Below are 20,074 nucleotides of genomic sequence, written 5' to 3'. Positions count from 1 at the left end.
CGCTACGGCCGGGAGGCGTTCAGCGGGCCAGCTGCGGGTCGGCCCTCTCATCGGCGAAGGTCCGCCCGCCGATGTCGGCGAGGCGTCCGTCGGCGACTCCCTGCCAGTAGCCGGTGCCCTTGAACTTCGTGGGACGCGCCTTCCCCAGCTTCGGGTAACGCTCGTTGAGCCGTGCCTCGACAACGGCCGACCGGTCGGCGAGGACGAGTTCGACGCTGCGTCCGCCCCCGTCGTCCCCACCGGCCACGGGCTCCTGGTCCGCAGCCTCGCTCGCGGCCCGCTGAGCGGCGCCGATGCGCGCGGTCACCTCCCGGATGAAACCGAGCATCCAGGAACGCTTGTAGGCGCGGGCGTCCTCTCCCACCGGTCGGTGCCGCCGGTCGGCCTGGTCCGCACCGGCGAACATCTGCAGCCGCAGGCTGGCGAACAGCACTTCGCTCGCCTGGATGTCCGACTCGTAGCCGAAGACGTGCAGGCGGCGCCGGTTGTCCTTGGTGTCGATGAGCACGCTCTGGCAGCGCATCTCCTGTGCGATGCGGACGAGCAGCCGCCGCACCTCCTTGGCGTACGGAGGATGCACGTCGATCATTCTGTCGATGGGTCGGGCCGGTTCGCCGATGTCGTCGAGCATGGCCCGTTCGATCCCGTACTTGGCCATGAGCTCCATGGCCTTGTCCAGGAAGGCGCGGCTCTCCTCCTCCGTCGCTCCCGGGTCCTCCGCCTTGCGCAACAGCGCCTTGACCTTGGTGAGCAGTTCCGGAGACATGGCACCGCGGGTGGCTCCGGCGCCGGAGAAACCGGGACCGGTGGCGTCCGGACGAGGTATGTCCGTCTCCGGCTCCCCCTGCTCCCCCTCGTCCTCGCCCGACCCGGTGATCAGATCGGCCAGGTCCTCCGGGTCGGGGGCGAGTTCGACCAGCGCAGCAAGAGCCCACCGTCGCCAGCCGTCCGCGTCGTCCTTGCGAACCTGTGCACGGACCGTGCGAAGACGGCCGATGCCGCCGTCGGCTCTGGGAACCAGGAACTCCAGGCGTGCGTGGCCGAGCTGCGCCACGGCGAGCAGTGTGCACAGACCTGCGGCATCGTCCGGCTCGCAGTGGACGACGACACCGGGCTCCGGGTACCAGTCGGTCTCTTCCTCGGCGTGACCCCACGTCTCGTCGTCCCACAGGTCGAAGCTCGTGCCCGGCTCCTCCTGGCCGGTCCGGACCCGGACCACGGATGTCGAAGGCCGTCCTGAATAGGCGAGGGCGGCCGCTCTCTCCTGCCGGGAGGCGACGATGTGATACCAGACCGGTGTGGTGCCGACCATGCCCTGCCACGTCGTTTCGTCCCGCTCGTGGCGTTCCCGCGCTTCCCGGGCGATGTCATGGCCCAGGTCGTCGTCCTGCCAGGCATCCTCGTCCGGCTGCTCGTGCCAGTCGAGGAACGCCTCCAAGTAGTCGGTTGCCGTGCGCCGGGCCCCGGGCCTGCTGTCGTTCAACAGAGCGCGCTCGCAGACCGAAAGGGCGTCGACCACGGGTTGCAGGACGAGCGACATGTAACGCTTGACCGCCTCGGAGAACTCGGCGAGGAACGCCCGCGTGGCCTCGGAGCCGGTCTTCTGGTGCTCGCGCCGCCATGCCTCCGCCTGCTCGACGCGGGCCTGCTGCTCGGCCAGCCATCTGAGGTGTCCTGCGCCCTGGAGGTGTTCCTCGCGCAGCAGCACGGCGTCCTCGACCGCGGCAACCGCACGGGGCGCCCGGAGGACCGCCTGGGCCAGGAGCCTGAGCGGCTCCGGTTCGCGGGCGAAGAAATCCGCGGGGGCGACGAGGGTACGGCCGTGACGGCGAGGCGCCCACTGCGGCCGGTCGATGTCGCCGTTCCAGGGAACGTCCGCGGACCAGCGCGCCCGCCACTCGGCGAAGTCCCGCTCCGGGTCACCCGCTCGCGGCTGATGGCGTCGCCACCACCACAGGAGCATCTCCTCCCAGCTTTCGGCGTTCCAAGCCCACAGGGCGGACTCACCGCTGCACGCGGTCAGCGATCGGACTGCGCGGACGTCCGCCGCCAGGTCGTGCCGGTAGCCGCCGGGTATCAGCCGCTCCAACCAGCTGACGGTCTCGGCCAACGGTTGTGCCCGCGCCTCGTCCGCCGCCATCCTCACGACGGTCACGGCCGCTGCCGTGCGCCGGTCGCCGAGGTCGGCGGGCAGCAGCTCGTACAGGCCCGGAGCAGTGGTCCTCAGGATGGTGGCGAGGTCCTGAACCCTGTCCCGGAGCCATTGGAAGCGCGCTTGCCGGAACTCCTCGGCCACCGGGTCGTCCCGTCTGTCGTCCGCCACGTGTCCCCCTCCGGCATGCTCCGCCACAGACGGATCATCCTAGGCAGCAACGTGGGGACGATCGAGCAGGGTTGTCAGTGCCCGCCAGTACGCTGCCAACGGAATCGACCAGCAGGTGCGAGGGGGTCCCATGGCCGACGAGTATCCGGAGTTCCGGCTCCGTCTGCCCAGCGGTGACGGCATCGACCGGGCACGCGGAGTGCTCCTGGACGAGACGGGCACCAACGGCAGCCGGAAGTTCCTGGTGCGGGCCGGCTCCCCGGCGCGGGACCATGTGATGCCCTCGCTCGGCAAGCACTTCAAGGCGCCGACCAAACGCCGTGAGGAGCTCCGGGCGCAGGGCGTGCTGGTGCCGTCGGCGCACTGGCCGGGCTGGCTGGAGCTGACCGAGGACGTGGTGTTCGGCTCCCCCTCCTTCGCCGCCGTCGTACTGGTCGGGGCGCCGCGCAACGGGTGGGAGGAGTGGCGGACCGAGGACGACAGGCCGCTGTCCGACTTCATGCCGCGCTGGACGGCGGGCCCCAGCCGGACCTGGCTCGTGCGCGGCTCCAACGTCACCGGCCTCGACCTGGTCCAGCGCCTGTGGCTGCCCGAAGGACGCGTCACCCTCGCCGCCTCCCGACTGCGGCAGGGCGTCCGGCAGGGCGCCAGCAAGGACGAGCTGCGCACGCTGGTCCAGGAGGACTACGAGTCGACCGCCACGTACAGCCAGCGGCAACAGCTCGTCGAGGACCTCCACGCCTTCCTGTCGCGCATGAAGCCCGGCGACACCGTGTGCACGATCTCCGGCGGCCGGCTGTACGTCGGCGAGATCACCGGTGAGGCCGGACAGACGGAGTCCGAGGACCGCCGGTCCAACCTGCGCCGGCCCGTGGAGTGGCAGCCGACCGGTTTCCCCTACGACGACCTGCCCGAGGAGCTCCAGCAGAAGCTGTCCGTCCAGCACGACGTCGTCGACCTCTCCGCCGTCCAGGCCCAGGTCGAGGGGCTCGGCCTCACCGACCAGGAGCTGGCCGAGGAGGCGGGGGTGACGGAGCGGGACCCGAGCACGGAGATCCCCGCCCTCACGGCCCGCCGCGAGCTGGAACTGCCCGAGCCGACGGACGAGCTGGCCGCCGACCTGCTCGTGCACGACGCGGCGTGGCTGGAGGAGGTGCGCGGTCTGCTCTGGGACGAGCGGCAGCTCGTGTTCCACGGCCCGCCCGGCACCGGCAAGACCTACCTCGCCCTCAAGCTCGCCGAGTTCCTGGGCGGCGGCCCCGAGCAGGTCAAGCTCGTGCAGTTCCACCCCTCCTACTCCTACGAGGACTTCTTCGAGGGGTTCCGGCCGCAGGAGGACCCGGAGACCCGCGAGGTGGCGTTCCGGCTCACCGCCGGGCCGCTGCGCGAGCTCGCCGATCTGGCGTCCCGCGAGGGCAACCGGCACATCCCGCACTTCCTGATCATCGACGAGATCAACCGGGCCAACCTGGCGAAGGTCTTCGGCGAGCTGTACTTCCTGCTGGAGTACCGCAACAAGTCGGTGCGGCTGACGTACTCCGGGGACGACTTCGCGCTGCCGCCGAACCTGTTCGTGATCGGGACGATGAACACCGCCGACCGGTCCATCGCCCTGGTGGACGCGGCGATGCGCCGGCGGTTCGCGTTCGTCGAGCTGTCGCCGCGCACCGAGCCGACGAGCGGGCTGCTGCGCCGGTGGCTGGAGCGGGAGGGCCGGGAGGCCGAGCCCGCGGACCTGCTCGACGCGCTCAACGCGCGGATCGACGACCCGGACTTCCGCATCGGGCCCTCGTACCTGATGAGGAGGGGCGTGTACCGGGAGGGCGGTCTGGAGCGGACCTGGCGGACGAGGATCCTGCCCCTGCTGGAGGAGCACCACTACGGCGAGGGCGTGGACGTCGGGCAGCGGTACGGGCTGGCGGCGCTGCGGGAGTCGCTGGGGTGACGCAGGTCGTCGAGCTCGTCGAGCACGCTCCGGCGGTCGGCGTGGCCCTGCCGGACGACATGGGGCGGGCGCTCGCGGCCCTGCGGATCGTGGACGCCGCACCGGACCCGTACTCCCCCGGGCGCTGGTCGCTGCGGGCGGGCAGCAAGGTCGGGGCCGTCACGGTCTCCGTGCCGGGGCACGGCGGTCCGCTCACGGTCCGCATCACCCCCAAGGTGCCGATCGGCCGCCTCTTCTTCCTGCTCGGCTACAGCCTCGACCCCGCCGGTGCCTGGCGGGACGGCGAGGTCGCCGTGGCCGAGCACCGGGAGGTGCTGCCGGCGCTCGCCCACGCCGTGGAGCGGCAGGTGGACCGGGCCCTGCGGCGGGGGCTGCTGCAGGGCTACCGGGTGGCGGAGGAGACCTCGCCGGTCGTGCGGGGGCGGATCCGGGAGGCCGAGCAGATGCGGCGCCGGTTCGGGGCGACGCTGCCGGTGGAGGTGGTGTACGACGACTTCACCACGGACATCGCGGAGAACCGGATCCTGCGGGCGGCCGTCGAGCGGCTGCTGCGGCTGCCCGGCGTGCCGCGCGAGGTGCGCCGGCGACTGCTGCACCAGCGGGCGCGGCTGGCGGACGTCACGGTGCCCGTGCGCGGCCGGCCCCTGCCCGAGTGGCGGCCGAGCCGGCTCAACGCCCGGTACCACCACGCCCTGCGGCTGGCGCGGGCCGTGCTGGAGGACGCCTCCCCGGAGCACGGACCCGGCGGGCTGCGCGTCGAGGGGTTCCTGTTCGACATGAACAGGCTCTTCGAGGACTTCGTGACCGTGGCCCTGCGGGAGGCGCTGCGCGGTTCCGGGTACGTCGCGCGGCTGCAGGACCCGCTCCACCTGGACGTGGCACGGACGATCCGGATGAAGCCGGACCTCGTCCTCTACGGACCCGACCGCGTGCCGTGCGCGGTGGCCGACGCCAAGTACAAGGCGGAGAGACCGGGCGGCTACCCGGACGCCGACCTGTACCAGATGCTCGCCTACTGCACCGCCCTCGGGCTGGGCGAGGGGCACCTGGTGTACGCGAAGGGCAACGCCGGCCATGCCGTCCACCGGGTGCGGCACGCGGGCACCCTCCTCCACCAGCACGCCCTGGACCTCGACCAGGACCCGGCGGGGCTGCTCGCCGACGTCGCCGAGGTGGCCGCCCGGCTGGTGCGCACGCCGCACGGGTGACCGGCCCGCGGTGACGTCCGGGGCGGAACGCGTCGTCACGAAGCGGACCACTTTCACACGACCGAAATCTCGCCCCTGAATACGCCATATGACGCATTGACCCCACAGCTCCGCCACGGTTGCCTGCTGGTGGTCCTCCGGTGGGGAGCCGGAGGAGGGACCGTGTCCTGTTTGGGGGAAGAATGAGGAAGAACGCGAACCTGAGTGTCACCAGACGCGTGCGGGCCGCCGTGAGCGCGGTGGTCGCGGTCTGCGCGGTCACGGTGGTGCTGCCCGCGGCCGCCTCGGCCGAGCCCGCGGCCGTGGCGGGCGCCGCGGACGACGGCGGAGCCGGTGTCGAGAGGATCAGTGTCGCGGCCGACGGCACCCAGGCCGACGGCGGCTCCGCCGGCGCCTCGATCACGTCCGACGGCCGCCGCGTCGTCTTCTCGTCGTCGGCGACGAACCTCACCGCCGACGGCACGACCGGGGGCGAGCGGGTGTACGTCCGCGACCGGCGGACGGGGCGGACCGATCGGCTCGGGACCCTGCCCCCGCTCGAGCCCCCGGTGATCAGCGGTGACGGGGAGTACGCCGCCTACGCGGTGCGGTGGTTCAACGACGTGCGGATCCGCCTGGACCAGGTGAGCACGGTGAGGGAGATCTCCCTCAACTGCCTGGCCTACAGCTGCGGTCAGCCGTCGCTGAGCGCGGACGGCCGCTACGTCGCCCATGTCCTCTCCTCCGTCAGGAACCCGTCGTTCGGCCAGCGCATCGAGGTCCGGGACGAGAGCGCCGACGTCCAGCAGACCGTCGCCCGGTTGGGCCACACCCAGCCGTCCCGGCCGTCCATCAGCGGCGACGGCCGCCGTGTCGCCTACCAGGACGGCGAGACGAAGGACGTCTTCGTGTGGGACCGGACCGACGGCACCACCTCGGGCCCGATCGAGGGCCCGTCCGAGGAGGCGACGCTCGTCCAGCTCAGCGACGACGGCGGCAAGGTCGTCTACCTCTCGGGCTCCGACACCTACGTCCACGACCTCCAGTCGGGCACCGCCCAGTCGGTGCCGAACGCCCGGGGTGTGGCCATCGATCCCACCGGCCGCCATCTGCTGTACGCCCCGCACGGCACGGACGGACCGTCGCTCGTACTGCGCGACCTGCGGACGGGCACCGACGAGGTCGTCTCGGACCGGCCCGCCTCCGCCGGGACCGACGCGGTCAGCGCCGGCGGGCGCGACGTGGTCTTCCAGTCCACGGCCGACGACATCGTGCCCGACGACACCAACGGCACGTCGGACGTCTTCGTCCGCCGCTTCTACTGACCGCCCCGGCCGCCGCGCCCTCCGGGTCCCCCATGTCGCGTTCGGCGGCGGCGAAGGCGGCGCGGCGGTTGTCCGGGCCCGCGGGGCGGGGCCGGTGAGCCGCTTGACCGGGTCCGACGTTAGGCTGGGGCGGTGATGAGCAGGAGGGTGGGCGGACGGTGGCTCGTCGCCGCCCTGGCCATGTCCGCGGTACTCGCCTCGGGGTGCACCGGCCCGGTCGACACCGGTGATCTGCCCGGCGTGTACCGCGACGACGCGACCGGCGGGGAGATCCTGCTCGGTTCCAACGGCACGTTCTCCGCCACCGATGTGTCGATGGACGGGTCCTCCGACCCCGTCGACTTCCGTGGCCGGTGGGAGTTCGTCGACAGCCGATCGTCCGACGACTTCGTCCACCTGTCGGTCGATGACGGTGGGCTCGGCATGACCGCCGGCGTCCAGCTCTACACGGGCGCCCGGGGGAAGGTGTACTTCCGTCACGATCCGGACGGGCCGCCGTCCCTGGTGCTCACCAGGGCGGCCGCGCGGTAGACCCGGTGTGCGGTCCGCCGCGAGCGGTACGGCCGTCGGGGCGAGGAAGCCCCGGAAGGGGAGCCCGGCCCCCGGGCGCGAGGCCGTGGACGGCGGCGTCCTCCCGCCGGCAGGGGGCGGCCCCCGGGAACAGGAAGGGGTCGTCCGCCGTCGTGATCACGACCCGGGTGACGGCGCGGACCGCGGACGGGCCCGGACCCGACGGCACGTCCGCCCTCCCCCTTCGAGCCTGTGCCGCGAGGGCCCTAACCCCGCGGGACGTCCCTGACGTACACCACCCCGTCGGTCCGGGGCAGGTGGGCCGGGTCGAGCGGGGCGTAGCCGAAGTACGGGGACACCCGGGGGGCGGGGCGCGCGCCGGCGAGGGCGGTGGCCAGTCGGGGTGCGTCGACGACGCGGCGGTCCTCGGGGAGGCCGTACAGGACCCCCTCGAGGGTGTCCGGGGGCGGGGTGTCCACGCCGTGGTGCCGGAGCGTGCCGAGGGCCGTGGCCAGGAAGGCGTACCGCTCGCCGAGCCGGGCGCTCACGAGGGCGCCGGCGCTCCACCACTCCAGCAGCGGGTGGTCCCACATGCGCATCGTGCTCCTGTCGCGTTGCAGGTGGCTGTTGTGCGCGTGGACGAGTACCGGGCCCCGGTCGGCGAGGGCGAGGAGGTTGTCCGCCATCATGGCGTCCCGCGTGGCCAGCAGCCGGGTCATGCGGGCCGGTGAGGTGTCGGCCATCCAGTGGTGGTAGCGCAGCAGGCCGACGGCGGTACGGCCGTACAGGCGCGCGCGGTCCCGGTCGTCCCGTGAGGTCGTGGTGATCAGGTGCGGTGCCTGTGTGTCGAGCAGCGCCACCAGGTCGTCGGCGAGCAGTCGCAGCTCTCCGGCCTCGGCCGAGCGGCCCACGGACCGGGAGGGGTCCGTCATGACGGCCTGGTCCGTCCACGGTTCGTCGGGGCCGAGCAGGCGGTCGAGGGTTTCCGCGGTGCAGGGCAGCAGGTCCGCGTCGACGTGGGCGGCGAGGTGGTCGTGGAGCGCGGTGAGGGGGTGCCGGGGGCTCGCGGCGCCGGTGATCTCCAGGGGGCCGTCGAAACCGGCGAAGCGCAGCCGCTCCGGTTCCGGGCGGTCCTCGTTGTACGCCCGCATCCAGCGGACGAGTTCGCGGTTGCCCGGGAACGCTCCCCACGCGTGGCTGAAGCCGTGTTCCATGGCCTCGTCGAGGGTGCCCGTGCCCGAGGTGACGTAGGCGTCCACGACCAGGCCCCGCACGCAGTCGCTCTCGAGGGCGATCGTCCGGTAGCCCTCCTGTTCGACCAGCTGCCGGAAGAGTTCGTTGCGCAGGTCGAGCAGGGTGCCCTCGCCGTGGGTGGGTTCGCCCAGGGCGAGGACGCGCGGGCGGGCCGGAAGCAGCCCCATGACGGCTTCGGCCTCGACGGGGTGGGCGATGCCCGTGATGTCGGTTGCCATGCCCTCAACGGTATCGTTGAACTTCCGGTGGAGACTTCGGCGCGTTATCGTCCGCTCCGTGGGGAGAAACCTTCAAAGCGGTGAGAAGCTCAGGCCGGTCGACCTGGCGCGTCGGCACGGTCTGTCCACCCAGGCCGTGAGGAACTACGAGGAGAGCGGCATCCTCCCCGCCGCCGACCGCACGGCGACCGGCTACCGCGCTTACACCCCGCTGCACGCGCGGGCCCTGCGCACGTTCCTCGCCCTGCTCCCCGGGCACGGTCACCAGGCGGCGACGGCGATCATGCGGGCCGTGAACGAGGGGGCCGTCGACGAGGCGTTCCGCCTGATCGACGAGAGCCACGCCCAACTGCTCCGCGACCGGGAGACCCTGCGGGCCGTGGAGAGCGCCCTCCGCGGCCTCTCGCCCCGCGCGGACACCGCGGCGTCCCGTCCCCGTCGTATGTTCATCGGACCGCTGGCCGCGGAGCTCGGCGTCCGGCCCGCGACGCTGCGCAAGTGGGAGGAGGCCGGGCTCGTGCGTCCGCGCCGCGACCCGGTGACCGGGTACCGGGTCTACGACGAGGCCGACGTACGCGACGCGCGGCTGGCCCACCAGCTCAGGCGCGGCGGCCACCTGCTGGAGCAGATCGCTCCGCTGATCGCGCAGGTGCGGACGGCCGGCGGGCTGGAGCCGCTGGAGGGCGCGCTGCGCGACTGGCACGGCCGGCTGTCCGCCCGCGGGCGCGCGATGCTGGGCGGGGTGGCCGAGTTGGAGGCGTACCTGCGCGCACGCGCGTGAAGAGGTCTCCATGCACAGGTCCCAGCGGACCGGGCTGGCGTACCTGCGCGCACGCGCGTGAAGACCACCGGCGTCCCGGTGTCCGACGCGCACCGCGTGGGCGCGGGTGGTCCGACGCGGCCCGGCGGGTCGGGAAGAACCTGCGGAGTCCTGCAGAGTTCAGCCCATGGCCCTCGTTCTCCTCCCGGTCCTCCTGCCCCCCTCCTGGTCCGCCTGTGGTTCCGGAGCCGCCCGCTGCTCTCCGGCACGTGGCGGCGCAGTCCCGCGTGGTTCACCTGGAGCGCGGTGCTCCTCCTGCTGGGAGCCGGTGCCTGCTACCTCGTCGGCTCCCTCGCCGGGGCGTCCCTGGACCCGGAGGAGGCCTGCCACGGAGTGGGCCGGGCCTACGACCGGGCGTACCGCAGGGAGAACTTCGAGGAGTACACGCGGTGGTTCCCGCTGCACGACAGGTGTCATGCGGGGTACGACCTGGTCCCGGTGTGGGTGAACCCGGTCCTGGTCGTGCTCCCGGTCCTGGCGCTGCTCTGCCTGGCCGGTGCCGTGGGCCTGACCGTCGTCCGGCTCCGTAGCGGCGGGAAGGGCACTTCGTGACCGCTTCGGGCGGACGCCGTGTGCCTGGCGCCACCGGGAGCTCGGCCGGGCCGGGTGGCGCACGGGCGCGTCGGGACCACCCCTCCCGGGACGGTCACGACGATGCGTCCGGGCTCGGCCCGCGCGGCGGCGGCCGTCAGGGGAGCCGGGCGGCCATACCGCCGCCGGCTCCCCTGACGGGCGCCGCCGCGCCGACTACAGGCCCGCCCGTGCCAGCAGTACCGGCAGGGCCTCCGGCTTCACCTTCTGCACCGAGCGCACCTGGCCCGGTCCCAGTTCCGCACGGCTCACCGGGTCGCGGTACAGCGCCTTCGTCGCCTCGGTGAGCAGGGTGACCGGGACCAGGAAGGGGACGTCGGGGTCCTCGTCGTCCGGGCGGGGCTCCTCGTCGACCTCGGCCACCGCGGCGACCGCCGGCTCGGGCCGCGCGAAGAGGAACCAGAGGCGGTCGCCCGGCCCCATGCGGTTGCGGCGGCCGAGCCAGAGGTCCAGCTCCGGTTCCTCCTCGGCCAGTCGGAGGATCGTCTCCTTGTCGGACGGCTCGCCGTCCAGCGTGTCCCTGCGCGGATCGAGGATGTAGATCCAGTCCGCCATGGATTCCCCTTCGGTCAGGACGCTCGGCCCGCGTGAAGACGCTTCGGTGCAGCGTCTCATCGTGCCAGACACCCGGGGTGCGCGCGTACACGTTTTCGACGCGAAGGTGTCAGGTGCCGGGCTTCAGCGCCCCGTTGCTCAGCCCGTCCCGCGCCAGCGCCGCGATCTGCCGGCTGAGTTCCGCCACCCTGCGCGACCGCTCCTCGAACTCGCGCAGGGCGTGGAAGGCCGCGCCGTACCCGCGTTGCGCGGTGATGTCCATCTGCGGGACGCGGGCGCCCTTGCTGTCGAGCCGGAAGGTGCCGCTGGCGGTGGTGGAGCGCCGGCTGTTGGCGGCGCTGTGCAGGAAGCCCTGGAGGAAGTCCGTGTCGAGCTGGTCGCTGACCGAGACCGGTTCCGGGTCCGCGTGCTCGACCAGTCCGGCCCTGATCAGGTCGGCGACGCTGACGCTGGGCCCGTCCAGGGCGCCGGCGCCCTCGCCTGCCACCAGGGCGGGCAGCAGCTCGGCCAGCCGCCGCACCTGCTCGGTCAGTTCCCGGCGCAGGGTGTCGTACTCGGTCGCGTAGTCGCGGTGGGACTCCTCGACGTGCCGGCTCGGGGTGAGGTCGACCAGGTCGTCGAGCAGGTCGATCTGGGGGACCTCGGTGATCTGCTGGGGGCGCGGCTCCAGGGGGTCGTCCGGGGCGTTGGACGTGAGGTCGACCATGCGGACGACGGTGGCCGCGTCGTCCGGGGTCCGCGGGCGGCGCAGGTGCCACAGGTGCACGGGGAGGGAGTGCGCGGCGGCCGTGCCCGGCGGCAGCGCGGTGACCTGGGTGAGGATGCCCCGGCGGACCAGCTCGGCCCGGATGCGGCGGCCGGCCTTGCGGTAGGCCACCGAGGCGGGCATGACCATGATGACCCGGCCGCCGGGCGCGGTGTGCGCGTAGGCGTGCTGGAGCCAGGCGAGTTCGCCCTCCGCGCGGGAGGGGGTGCCGAGCTCCCAGCGGGGATCGAGGAGGAGCTCCTCCCGCCCCCAGTCGGTGTCGCTGACCGGCGGATCGCAGACGACGAGGTCGGCCTTGAGGTCGGGCCAGCGGTCCGCGCGCAGGGAGTCGCCCCGCTCGATCCCGGTGCGGGGGGGTCCGGCGAGGTCGGCGCGCGCCTGCGCGAACCGCGCGCTGCGGACGTCGACCTCCTGACCGCACCGCCTGGCGCCCCGCCCGGCGCCGACGGTGAGCAGGAGGGTGCCGATCCCGCAGGCGGGGTCGAACAGCACCGCGTCGGCCGCCACGTCGCCCACGAAGTGCCGGACGGCGCGGACCACCCGGGGCGAGGTCACCTGGTCCGAACCCGCTCGCCGCACCGACTCCGTGAAACGCCCGGCGAGGCCGTCCACCACGTCCGCGGCGGAGCCGCCGTCCGCCATCCGGCGGGCGAGCCGGACCGCCCGGTCGGGCAGCTCGGCCGGCGCCTTCCTCCGCGGGGCGGCGAGGGCCTGCGCGACGTCCGCGAGACCGCCGAGGATGTCGTCGCCGTAGGCTCCCCGCAGCACCTGCCACAGCTGGACCTCGTCGGTGACGTCCTGCCCCTTGCTCTGCTTGTCCAGCCAGGCCTGGACCTCGGCCAGGTCGAAGAGGGGGCTGTTGGCGCCGCCGCCGACCGGCGTCGGGAAATCGTCGTAGCGCCGCCGCCAGTTCGACACGGCGGCACGGGTGACTCCCGCGATACGGGCGATCTCGGAGCCGGTGACCGACGGGTTCGTCGGCATGGCCGGGGTCTCTGGCATACCGCCTACGGTACACAGCGTCCCTGGCACGTTTCAACGAAAGATGGCCGTTGACGACGTCAACAATGAACCGCTCCGTCCGTCGTCTCCGCGATCGTCCTGCGCCGGGGGCGTTGTCAGTGGCTGCCGATAGCTTGATCCCGTTGCGCCGCTCTGGCGTTGACGTCCCCTTTCGCATGCATGGGAGTGGTGTGTTGTCGGTCCGGGAGAAGTCGAGCACGGCACGGGTGGTGCCGTCCGCGCGGCCGCGCAAGCTCGCCAAGGTGCCGTTCGTGGAGCTGGCCGACGGACGGTTGCAGGGCGTGGTGTCCAGCGGGTCGGACATCGGGCGGGTGTACGTGTCGTCGGTCGAGGCGGGGACGTACGCGTTCGCCTGCAGCACCAACAACAACCGGCCGTGCGGCGGTGCGCGGGGGTGGTTCTGCAACCACATACGGGCGCTCGTCCTCGAGGCCGTGCTGCAGTACGGCGCCGACCGGGTGACCCGGTACCTGAAGGTCGAGGTCGGCGGGGAGGCGCCCGACGGGGACGACGTCGTCGACGCGATGACCGCCACGCGGCCGGTGAACGGCGACGGTTCGGCGGCGGCGCAGGTGTTCAGCCGGTTCCTGCGGCACCTCGCCTATCTCGAACTCGCTCCCACCACCGTTGCGTTGCCCGAGATGCAGTGGTTCCCGACGACGAGGGCGGTGGCGTGATGCGTGCCGACCTGCTGAACGACCCCGTCGACGGACTCGACGAGGCCCTCGCGGCCGTGGACGGGTTCGACGGGGTCCTCGTGGACGGCCTGCTCCGTCCGGGGCCCGCCCAGGCCGCCGGGCTGGCCGGGCTGGCCGACGCCGTCGCCGGGTCGCCGCTGGCCGGGCGGGTCGCCGAGGCGGCCGGGAAGACGGCCGCGGGGGCGGGCGGCGAGGACCACTTCGTGGCGCTCGCCGCCGCGCGCACCGCGCTGCTCGGCTCCGTGCACGACGCGCTCGTCGCGCGGATCGGGGAGGCCGTCGGACGGCCGCCGGCCGGGGAGAGCGGCGCCGCCGCGGCCACCGGGGCGGACCACGCGGCCAATCTGCACGCCGCCGCCCGGAGTTGGCTGTGCGATCTGGCGCGGGCCGGGTGGCGCGGCATCGACCACGAACTGGTCGCCGGGGCCGCGCCCGTGGTGTCCGCCATGCTGCCCGACCCGGCGCTGCGCCGCCTGGCCGCGCTGCTCGACGGCTTCGCCGCCGAACTCGCCGCCTCCTGCCCCGGGGCCTCCCTGGAGCGCGTTCCCGTGCGGCGGTGGGCCGACCTGTGGTCGCGGGCCGTGCTGCTGACCCTGCCCGGCGCGGCCTCCGCCCCGGCGGTCGGCGAGGCGACCGGGCGTCTGCTGCCGCTCGGTGTGGACGTGCAGGAGCACGCCACCGCCGTACAGGCGCAGGTGCACGCGGTGTTCGAGCCGGCGGACGGCGGCGCGCCGCGGCTGGTACGGGCCTCGGCGTCCGCTCCGAAGCCCGACACCGTCCTCGGGGCGGGACTGTGGCAGCTGCTCCGGCCGCACCTGTCCCTGCTGGCCGCCGTGGGCGAGGGGCGTGCCGTGGACCTCGACGCGATGCCCGTCACCGGTGAGGGCGATCTGCTCTGGGACGACGCCCGGGCCCGTGCGGGCGAGCCCGCCGAGGTCTTCGCCACCGCGCGGGTGGCGCTGCCCGCCGCCGCCTTCCCGACCGCCCCGCTCGACCGGCATCCGGCGCGGATCGCCGTGCCCGTCCTGCTGGAGGGGTACGCCGTGGAGGAGGACGGGGGCGCGGTGGTGTTCCAGGTCGCCGGGCAGCGCCTCGTCGTCGACACCGACCGGGTGCCGGCCGCCGGTCCGCTCACCCCGGAGGCCGTCGCCTCGTCCGGTGCGTGCGTCGGACTGCTGCGCTGGGACGCCGGGGAGTTCCTGCTCCAGCCGCTCGCCGTGGAGCGGACGGTGCGGAAGAGGACCGTCGCCGTCCACGCCGGGGCCTGGGCCGGGGGCACGACGGACAAGGCCGGTGTGCGCGCCGAGAAGGCCGCCACCGACGCCGTGAAGGTGTTGCGCGAGCGCGCGGGAAAGCTGCTGCGGAAATGAGCGAACCGACCCTTGCGGGCCCCCCGGCGCCCGACTCCGACGAGAACCGGCGGCAGGTGCTGTACTGGCGCCTGCTGGCCCGCCTCTTCGACCCCGAGGAACAGGCCGGCCTGGAATCGGCGAGCCTCGCCGTGGTCGAGGACGTCGGTCTGCCCGCCGCGCTGCTGGATCCGGGGGCGTCCGTCGACTCGGTCGTGCAGCGGCACCCGGAGCTGGCCGCCGAGTTCGACGGGCTGATGACGCCCGAGCCGGACGAGGACGGGGCGCGCGACCGGGCCGCCGAGGTGCGGCGCGCGGCGCTCGCCTCGAAGGTGCTGCTGAACGTCTTCGCCTCCGGCTCCGGCGCCGTCACCGCCGAGCAGCTGGCGCGCTGGCAGACGGACGCGGGCTGGCTGGAGCGGGCGCTGGGCTGCCGGCCCGGCGAGCTGCGCGGCGGGCGCCCCACGGGAGCCGGAAGAGGGGTCGGCCCGACCGGCACCGGTCACGGCGGCCCCATGCCCGACCTCGGCCGTCTGATCCCCGGGATCGGACCGGAGCTGGGCTCCATCGAGGCCGGCCTCGTCCGGCGCATGCGGCTGCGCGAGGTGCTCGCCGATCCGGCGCTGGCCTCCCGGCTGACGCCGAGCATGTCGCTGATCGAGCAGTTGCTGCGCGACAAGGACAACCTCTCCGGTGTCGCCCTCGCCAACGCCAAGGCGCTGATCCGGCGTTACGTCGACGAGGTCACCGAAGTGCTGCGCACCCAGGTGGAGAAGGCCACGGTCGGCGAGCTCGACCGGTCCGTCCCGCCCAAGCGCGTCTACCGCAACCTCGACCTCGACCGCACCATCTGGAAGAACCTCACCAACTGGGACCCGGAGGAGGAGCGGCTCTACGTCGACCGGCTCTACTACCGGCACACCAGCCGCAAGACGACGCCGCAGCGGCTGATCGTGGTCGTGGACCAGTCGGGCTCCATGGTCGACTCGATGGTCAACTGCACCATCCTGGCGTCCATCTTCGCCGGGCTGCCGAAGGTGGACGTCCACCTGATCGCGTACGACACGCAGGCGCTGGACCTCACGCCCTGGGCGCACGACCCGTTCGAGACGCTGCTGCGGACCAAGCTCGGCGGCGGCACCGACGGCACGGTCGCCATGGCGCTCGCCCGGCCGAAGATCGCCGAACCGCGCAACACCGTCGTGGTGTGGATCTCCGACTTCTACGAATGGCGCACCGACGAGCTGTTCGAGAGCATGGCCGCCGTCCACCGTTCGGGGGCGAAGTTCATCCCGGTGGGTTCGGTGACCAGCTCCGGGCGCGGCAGCGTCAACCCGTGGTTCCGGGAGAAGTTCAAGGACCTCGGCACGCCGGTGATCTCCGGCCACATCAAGAAGCTCGTGCACGAACTCAAGACGTTCCTCACCTGATCACCGGACGCACCCTCGCCGTGATCACCACCGTACGGAAAGGCCTTCCCCTCATGTCCGACCTGCTGCGCGCCCCCGCCGAGATCAAGTACGCCGAGGAGCTCGACTGGCTGGAGTCGATCGACGACAACCCCAAGCCGTTCTCGTGGCGGCTGTCCCCGAAGATGGTCCGGCTGTTCATCCTCGGTTCCGAGCGGGCCGACGGACTGGACCGGGAGGTGGCGCAGAAGTGGTTCGGCGACCGCAGCTTCGTGGAGCGGTCCATCGTCACGCTCGCCTCCGACCGCGGCCTGCTGCTCATCGGCGACCCCGGCACGGGCAAGAGCTGGCTGGCCGAGCTGCTGTCCGCGGCGATCTGCCGCAACTCCACGCTGGTGGTGCAGGGCACGGCCGGCACCACCGAGGACCACATCAAGTACTCGTGGAACGTGTCGATGGTCATCGCCAAGGGCCAGTCGCGGGAGTCGATGATCCCCTCGCCGATCATGACCGCGATGGAGGCCGGCGCCATCGGCCGCTTCGAGGAGCTGACCCGGTCCACGAGCGACGTCCAGGACGCGCTGATCTCGATCCTCTCCGAGAAGTACATCTCCGTCCCCGAGCTGGAGAGCGGCGGCGGTGACGACAACATCGTCTTCGCCAAGCCCGGCTTCTCGATCATCGCCACGGCCAACAGCCGCGACCGGGGCGTCAACGACCTCTCCTCCGCGCTCAAGCGCCGCTTCAACTTCGTGCGCATCCCGGTGGTGACGAACAAGAAGAGCGAGGCGGAGATCGTCCGCTTCCGCACCGAGGAGCTGCTGCGCCGGCACTCGATCGACCTGGACGTGCCGCCCACCCTGCTGGACGTGCTGCTGCAGAGCTTCGCCGACCTGCGCGCCTCCGCCGCGGCGGCCGGCAGCGACGACGAGAAGCTGGAGTCGGCGCTGTCGACGGCCGAGCAGATCGGCGTGCTGGAGGACGCCGTGCTGCACGGCAACTTCTTCGGCGAGCGCACCCTGACCGCCCGCGCCCTCGCCTCCTCGCTGGTCGGCTCGCTCACCCGGCGCGAGCCCGAGGACCTGGCCATCCTCAACAAGTACCTGCACGGTGTCGTCGAGCCGCGCAGCAAGGAGGAGGGCGGCTCCTGGCCCGAGTTCCTCGAGGGCGGCCGCGACGCGATCGCCACCCTGTCATGAGCGAGCCTCGGGAGAACACGTCGTTCGCCGCGCTGCGCGGTCAACTGCAGCAGGCGGCGGCCGAGTTCGCGGGCGGCCCGGACGCCCTGGAGGACATCCTGCTCGGCATGGTCGACGACGTCGACCGGGCGGTGCGCGAGCCGCTGGAGATCTTCCCCGTCTGTCACCACTCCCCCGCCTCGGCGCTCGCCATGGCCCGCCGGCTGCGCGAGAAGCAGCCCAAGGTGGTGTACCTGGAGCTGTGCGAGGACATGGCGCCGCTCCTGACCGAGCTGCGCAACTGCCGGCTGCCGGTGGCGGTGCAGGCGTTCGCCGGCGACGTCGACGGCTTCCCGGCCGACTGGGCCCCGCTGTCGGTGGTGGCGCCGGTCACGGAGGCGTCCGCCGAGTACCAGGCGATCGCGTACGCCCTGGACACCCCGGGCGTGGAGCTGGTCCTCGTCGACCGGTCGGCGGACCACGTCTTCCAGTGGGACAGGAGGGACGAGCGGGCGCAGGAGGGGGCCGAACCTCCGGAGGAGGACGGGGCCGCGCTGCACGGTGAGGCCGTCGGCGTCGGGATCGGCGACCTGCGGCCGCGGTTCGCGGAGCTGGAGGAGCACCTGCTGCGCCACGGCAAGGTGCGGCACTGGTCGGAGTGGTGGCACCAGTACGTCGAGGTCCCGCTCGGGGACGGCGACCACGACACCTACCGCCAGGTCATGTTCCTCATCGGCAGCCTGTTCCGGCGGCTCGCCCCCGGCGACGGCTCCCGGCTGCGGGTGGACGAGGACCGCGAGCGGTACATGTGGACCCGGATGCGCGAGCACCTGGCGGCGAGCGGCACGGACCCGGAGGACTGCCTGTACGTGTGCGGGGCGTTCCACGCGGCCAGCCGCGTCGAGGAGTTCGGCGTGCACGGCAGCTCGGACACGTTCACGATCTCCCCGCGCACCGCCACCACCTGGCAGTACGGGCTGATCCCGTCCAGCCACGCGGCGATCGAGGCGCAGTTCGGCCTCGCCGCGGGCTCGGTGTCGATCGCGGCGACGGAGTGGGCGAAGGGCCTGAAGCGGACCCGGGTGAAGCCGTACGTGCTCCAGGGGCAGGCCGGGAAGAGGAAGCCCGCGGGCAAGCAGACGGCCGTCGTCCCGGCTCACCCGTCCGGGGCCGCCGCGGACAAGCTGTCCGGCTTCCTGCGCAGGCCCCCCGTGCTCGACGGACTCGACGAGGCCGAACTGCTCGGCTGGTCGGTGGAGATCGTGCGCGCGGCCCGACGCAACGGCTACCTCGCCTCCACCGCCGACGCCATCGCCGTCTTCGAGACGTCGATCCTGCTCGCCGGAATGCGCGACCGGGCCAAGCCGACGCCGTACGACTTCCAGGACGCGGCGGTCACCTGCATCGAGAAGGACGGCGTCCCGGGACGGCGGGACGTGCGGCGGCTCGTCGAGATCATGATGGGCGGCGACCGGATCGGCCGGGTCGGGTACGACTCGCTGCCGCCGCTCGCCCGCGACGTGTACGACCGGCTCGCACCGCTGGAGCTGAAGCTCGAGCAGCGCGGGGTGCGCCGGGCCCTGCTGGACATGGCCTCCCGGCCGGAACTGCGGGCCTGCTCCGACGTGCTGTGGATGCTGCGGCGGCTGATGCCGCAGGGCGCGGCCCGGCCGATCATGGGCGAGCGGCGGCTCGGCGAGCGGTCGATCCAGGAGTCGTGGGACCTGGCGCTCGGGACGCACCAGCGGGCGCTGATCGAGCTGGGCTACGAGGGGGTGAGCCTCGAGCAGGTCCTGGAGCAGCGGCTGCGGCGCGAGGCGTACGGACCGCAGGCCACCACGGCGACGGTGCTGGCGGCGGTCGAGGACACCCTCCTGTACCTGGGCGGCCGCCGGCTCGCCGACGAGCTCGGCACGCACGCGCTGAAGGTGCTCGCCGCCGAGCGGAGTGTCGACGGGGCGCCGGAGGTGCTGCGCCGGGTGCGTGCGCTGCTGGCGTACTACCGCACCAGCGAGCCGGCGTTGCCGGGGTGGATCGAGTCGTTCGTCAAGACCGGTTACGCCCACTACTGCACGCTGCTGCCGACGGCGTTCCGGGACGAGGACGCGACGGTGGGACAGGTCGCGGCGATGCTCGGCTTCCTGTTCTCCATGGAGGGCCTGGCGCTGTCACTGGGCTGCGACCGGAACCAGCTGGAGCTCGCGGTCGCCCAGTCGCACCCCGAGGACCCGGCGAAGACGGCGCTGCTGTGGGCGGCGCAGGTGCAGCTCGGCACCCTGTCCCGGGCCGAGCTGCGGGCGCGGTGCGACGAGCTGCTGGACAACCCGCTGGTGGTGCCCGCCTACCCGCGCTACCTCAGCGGCTTCGTGCACGCGCTGGAGCCCGTGCCGGGGCTGGCGGACGTGGTGGTGGAGGCGGTGTCGAACGCCTTCGGGCGGCTGCCGGACACGGTGCTGCTGCCGTGGCTGCCCCTCCTGATCACCACCCTGCGCTCCGGCGCGGCGGACCTCGCCCCGCTGATGGTCCGTGAGGCCGGGCGGATCTTCCCGGGCCGGCTGGCGGAACTGGACGCGTGGGTGCCGCCGTGGCGGATGCCGCGGACGGATCCGTTCGCCACGGGACCCGCGGTCGCCGCCCGCCCCGGCGCGGCACTGCTCACGGCACACCCGGCGACGTGCGACGCGGTCGCGGAGCTGCTCGGCTGCGACGACGGCTGGACGCGGCCCGACGCCCCCGCCCCCTCGGGCGCGGCGCTGCTGGCCGCGCATCCGGCGGCGTGCGACGCGGTCGCGGGGCTGCTGGGCTGCGACGGCGGGTGGACGCGGTCCGACGCCCCGGCTCCGGCGGGCGCCGTGTTGACGATCCAGCATCCGGCGACGGCCAGAGCCCTGGAGTCCTTGCTGGTCAGGACATGACGGGGCGC

General features: G+C 73.2%; 15 protein-coding genes. 11 read left to right on the top strand and 4 right to left on the bottom strand.

From position 1 onward, the window contains the following. Positions 1–19: 19 nt before the first annotated feature. A complete protein-coding gene (locus ABTY20_RS07035; protein ID WP_351995939.1) occupies positions 20–2,323 on the bottom strand; it encodes a DUF2786 domain-containing protein in 2,304 nt (767 codons plus the stop codon). A gap of 130 nt (positions 2,324–2,453) precedes the next feature. Here ABTY20_RS07035 and ABTY20_RS07030 point away from each other — a divergent pair, with 130 nt between their 5' ends. The 4 genes from ABTY20_RS07030 to ABTY20_RS07015 all read left to right on the top strand — a co-directional run bounded on the left by ABTY20_RS07030 (position 2,454) and on the right by ABTY20_RS07015 (position 7,311). Next, positions 2,454–4,268 carry a DUF4357 domain-containing protein gene (locus tag ABTY20_RS07030; protein ID WP_351995938.1) on the top strand — a complete coding sequence of 605 codons (1,815 nt, stop codon included), beginning with the start codon at positions 2,454–2,456 and terminating at the stop codon, positions 4,266–4,268. Beyond that, on the top strand, positions 4,265–5,476 hold the full coding sequence (locus tag ABTY20_RS07025; RefSeq protein WP_351995937.1) for an McrC family protein: 1,212 nt from the start codon (positions 4,265–4,267) through the stop codon (positions 5,474–5,476). The genes ABTY20_RS07030 and ABTY20_RS07025 overlap by 4 nt, the downstream gene beginning before the upstream one ends. A 182-nt stretch (positions 5,477–5,658) precedes the next feature. Continuing rightward, positions 5,659–6,780, top strand: coding sequence for a hypothetical protein (locus tag ABTY20_RS07020; protein ID WP_351995936.1), 1,122 nt, complete (start codon positions 5,659–5,661; stop codon positions 6,778–6,780). Positions 6,781–6,915: 135 nt separating this feature from the next. Further along, the gene (locus ABTY20_RS07015) at positions 6,916–7,311 is read left to right on the top strand and encodes a hypothetical protein (RefSeq protein ID WP_351995935.1); all 396 of its coding nucleotides are present in this window, start codon (positions 6,916–6,918) and stop codon (positions 7,309–7,311) included. A 245-nt stretch (positions 7,312–7,556) separates the two neighbouring features. Here ABTY20_RS07015 and ABTY20_RS07010 read toward each other — a convergent pair whose 3' ends face one another. Next, the gene (locus ABTY20_RS07010) at positions 7,557–8,762 is read right to left on the bottom strand and encodes an erythromycin esterase family protein (protein ID WP_351995934.1); all 1,206 of its coding nucleotides are present in this window, start codon (positions 8,760–8,762) and stop codon (positions 7,557–7,559) included. 58 nt (positions 8,763–8,820) lie between these two features. Between ABTY20_RS07010 and ABTY20_RS07005 the strand changes: the two genes are divergently transcribed. Continuing rightward, positions 8,821–9,543, top strand: coding sequence for a TioE family transcriptional regulator (locus ABTY20_RS07005; RefSeq protein ID WP_351995933.1), 723 nt, complete (start codon positions 8,821–8,823; stop codon positions 9,541–9,543). A gap of 285 nt (positions 9,544–9,828) precedes the next feature. Further along, positions 9,829–10,134 carry a hypothetical protein gene (locus ABTY20_RS07000; protein WP_351995932.1) on the top strand — a complete coding sequence of 102 codons (306 nt, stop codon included), beginning with the start codon at positions 9,829–9,831 and terminating at the stop codon, positions 10,132–10,134. A 195-nt stretch (positions 10,135–10,329) separates the two neighbouring features. Here ABTY20_RS07000 and ABTY20_RS06995 read toward each other — a convergent pair whose 3' ends face one another. Next, entirely contained in the window at positions 10,330–10,728 is a 399-nt protein-coding gene (locus ABTY20_RS06995) for a hypothetical protein (RefSeq protein WP_351995931.1), read from the bottom strand. A gap of 109 nt (positions 10,729–10,837) precedes the next feature. Next, the gene (locus tag ABTY20_RS06990; protein WP_351995930.1) at positions 10,838–12,496 is read right to left on the bottom strand and encodes an N-6 DNA methylase; all 1,659 of its coding nucleotides are present in this window, start codon (positions 12,494–12,496) and stop codon (positions 10,838–10,840) included. Positions 12,497–12,672: 176 nt separating this feature from the next. On the opposite strand from ABTY20_RS06990, the gene ABTY20_RS06985 reads away from it, so the two are divergent. Genes ABTY20_RS06985 through ABTY20_RS06965 form a run of 5 tightly spaced genes read left to right on the top strand, consistent with a single transcriptional unit; the run spans position 12,673 to position 20,066 of the window. Next, positions 12,673–13,194: a hypothetical protein gene (locus ABTY20_RS06985; RefSeq protein ID WP_351995929.1), complete on the top strand. Its 522-nt coding sequence runs from the start codon at positions 12,673–12,675 to the stop codon at positions 13,192–13,194. Then, a complete protein-coding gene (locus ABTY20_RS06980) occupies positions 13,194–14,585 on the top strand; it encodes a hypothetical protein (protein WP_351995928.1) in 1,392 nt (463 codons plus the stop codon). The genes ABTY20_RS06985 and ABTY20_RS06980 overlap by 1 nt, the downstream gene beginning before the upstream one ends. Continuing rightward, positions 14,582–15,994, top strand: a complete 1,413-nt coding sequence (locus ABTY20_RS06975) for a vWA domain-containing protein (protein WP_351995927.1) — start codon at positions 14,582–14,584, stop codon at positions 15,992–15,994. The genes ABTY20_RS06980 and ABTY20_RS06975 overlap by 4 nt, the downstream gene beginning before the upstream one ends. Positions 15,995–16,047: 53 nt before the next feature. Next, positions 16,048–17,172 carry an ATP-binding protein gene (locus ABTY20_RS06970; RefSeq protein WP_351995926.1) on the top strand — a complete coding sequence of 375 codons (1,125 nt, stop codon included), beginning with the start codon at positions 16,048–16,050 and terminating at the stop codon, positions 17,170–17,172. Continuing rightward, positions 17,169–20,066, top strand: a complete 2,898-nt coding sequence (locus ABTY20_RS06965) for a DUF5682 family protein (RefSeq protein WP_351995925.1) — start codon at positions 17,169–17,171, stop codon at positions 20,064–20,066. The genes ABTY20_RS06970 and ABTY20_RS06965 overlap by 4 nt, the downstream gene beginning before the upstream one ends. The last annotated feature ends 8 nt before the right edge of the window (positions 20,067–20,074 follow it).

The sequence above is a fragment of the Streptomyces sp. NPDC126497 genome, assembly GCF_040302425.1.
Classification (GTDB): Bacteria; Actinomycetota; Actinomycetes; order Streptomycetales; family Streptomycetaceae; genus Streptomyces.
The sequence above is the reverse complement of the archived record's forward strand: the minus strand, read 5'-3'. Positions and strand labels throughout refer to the sequence as shown.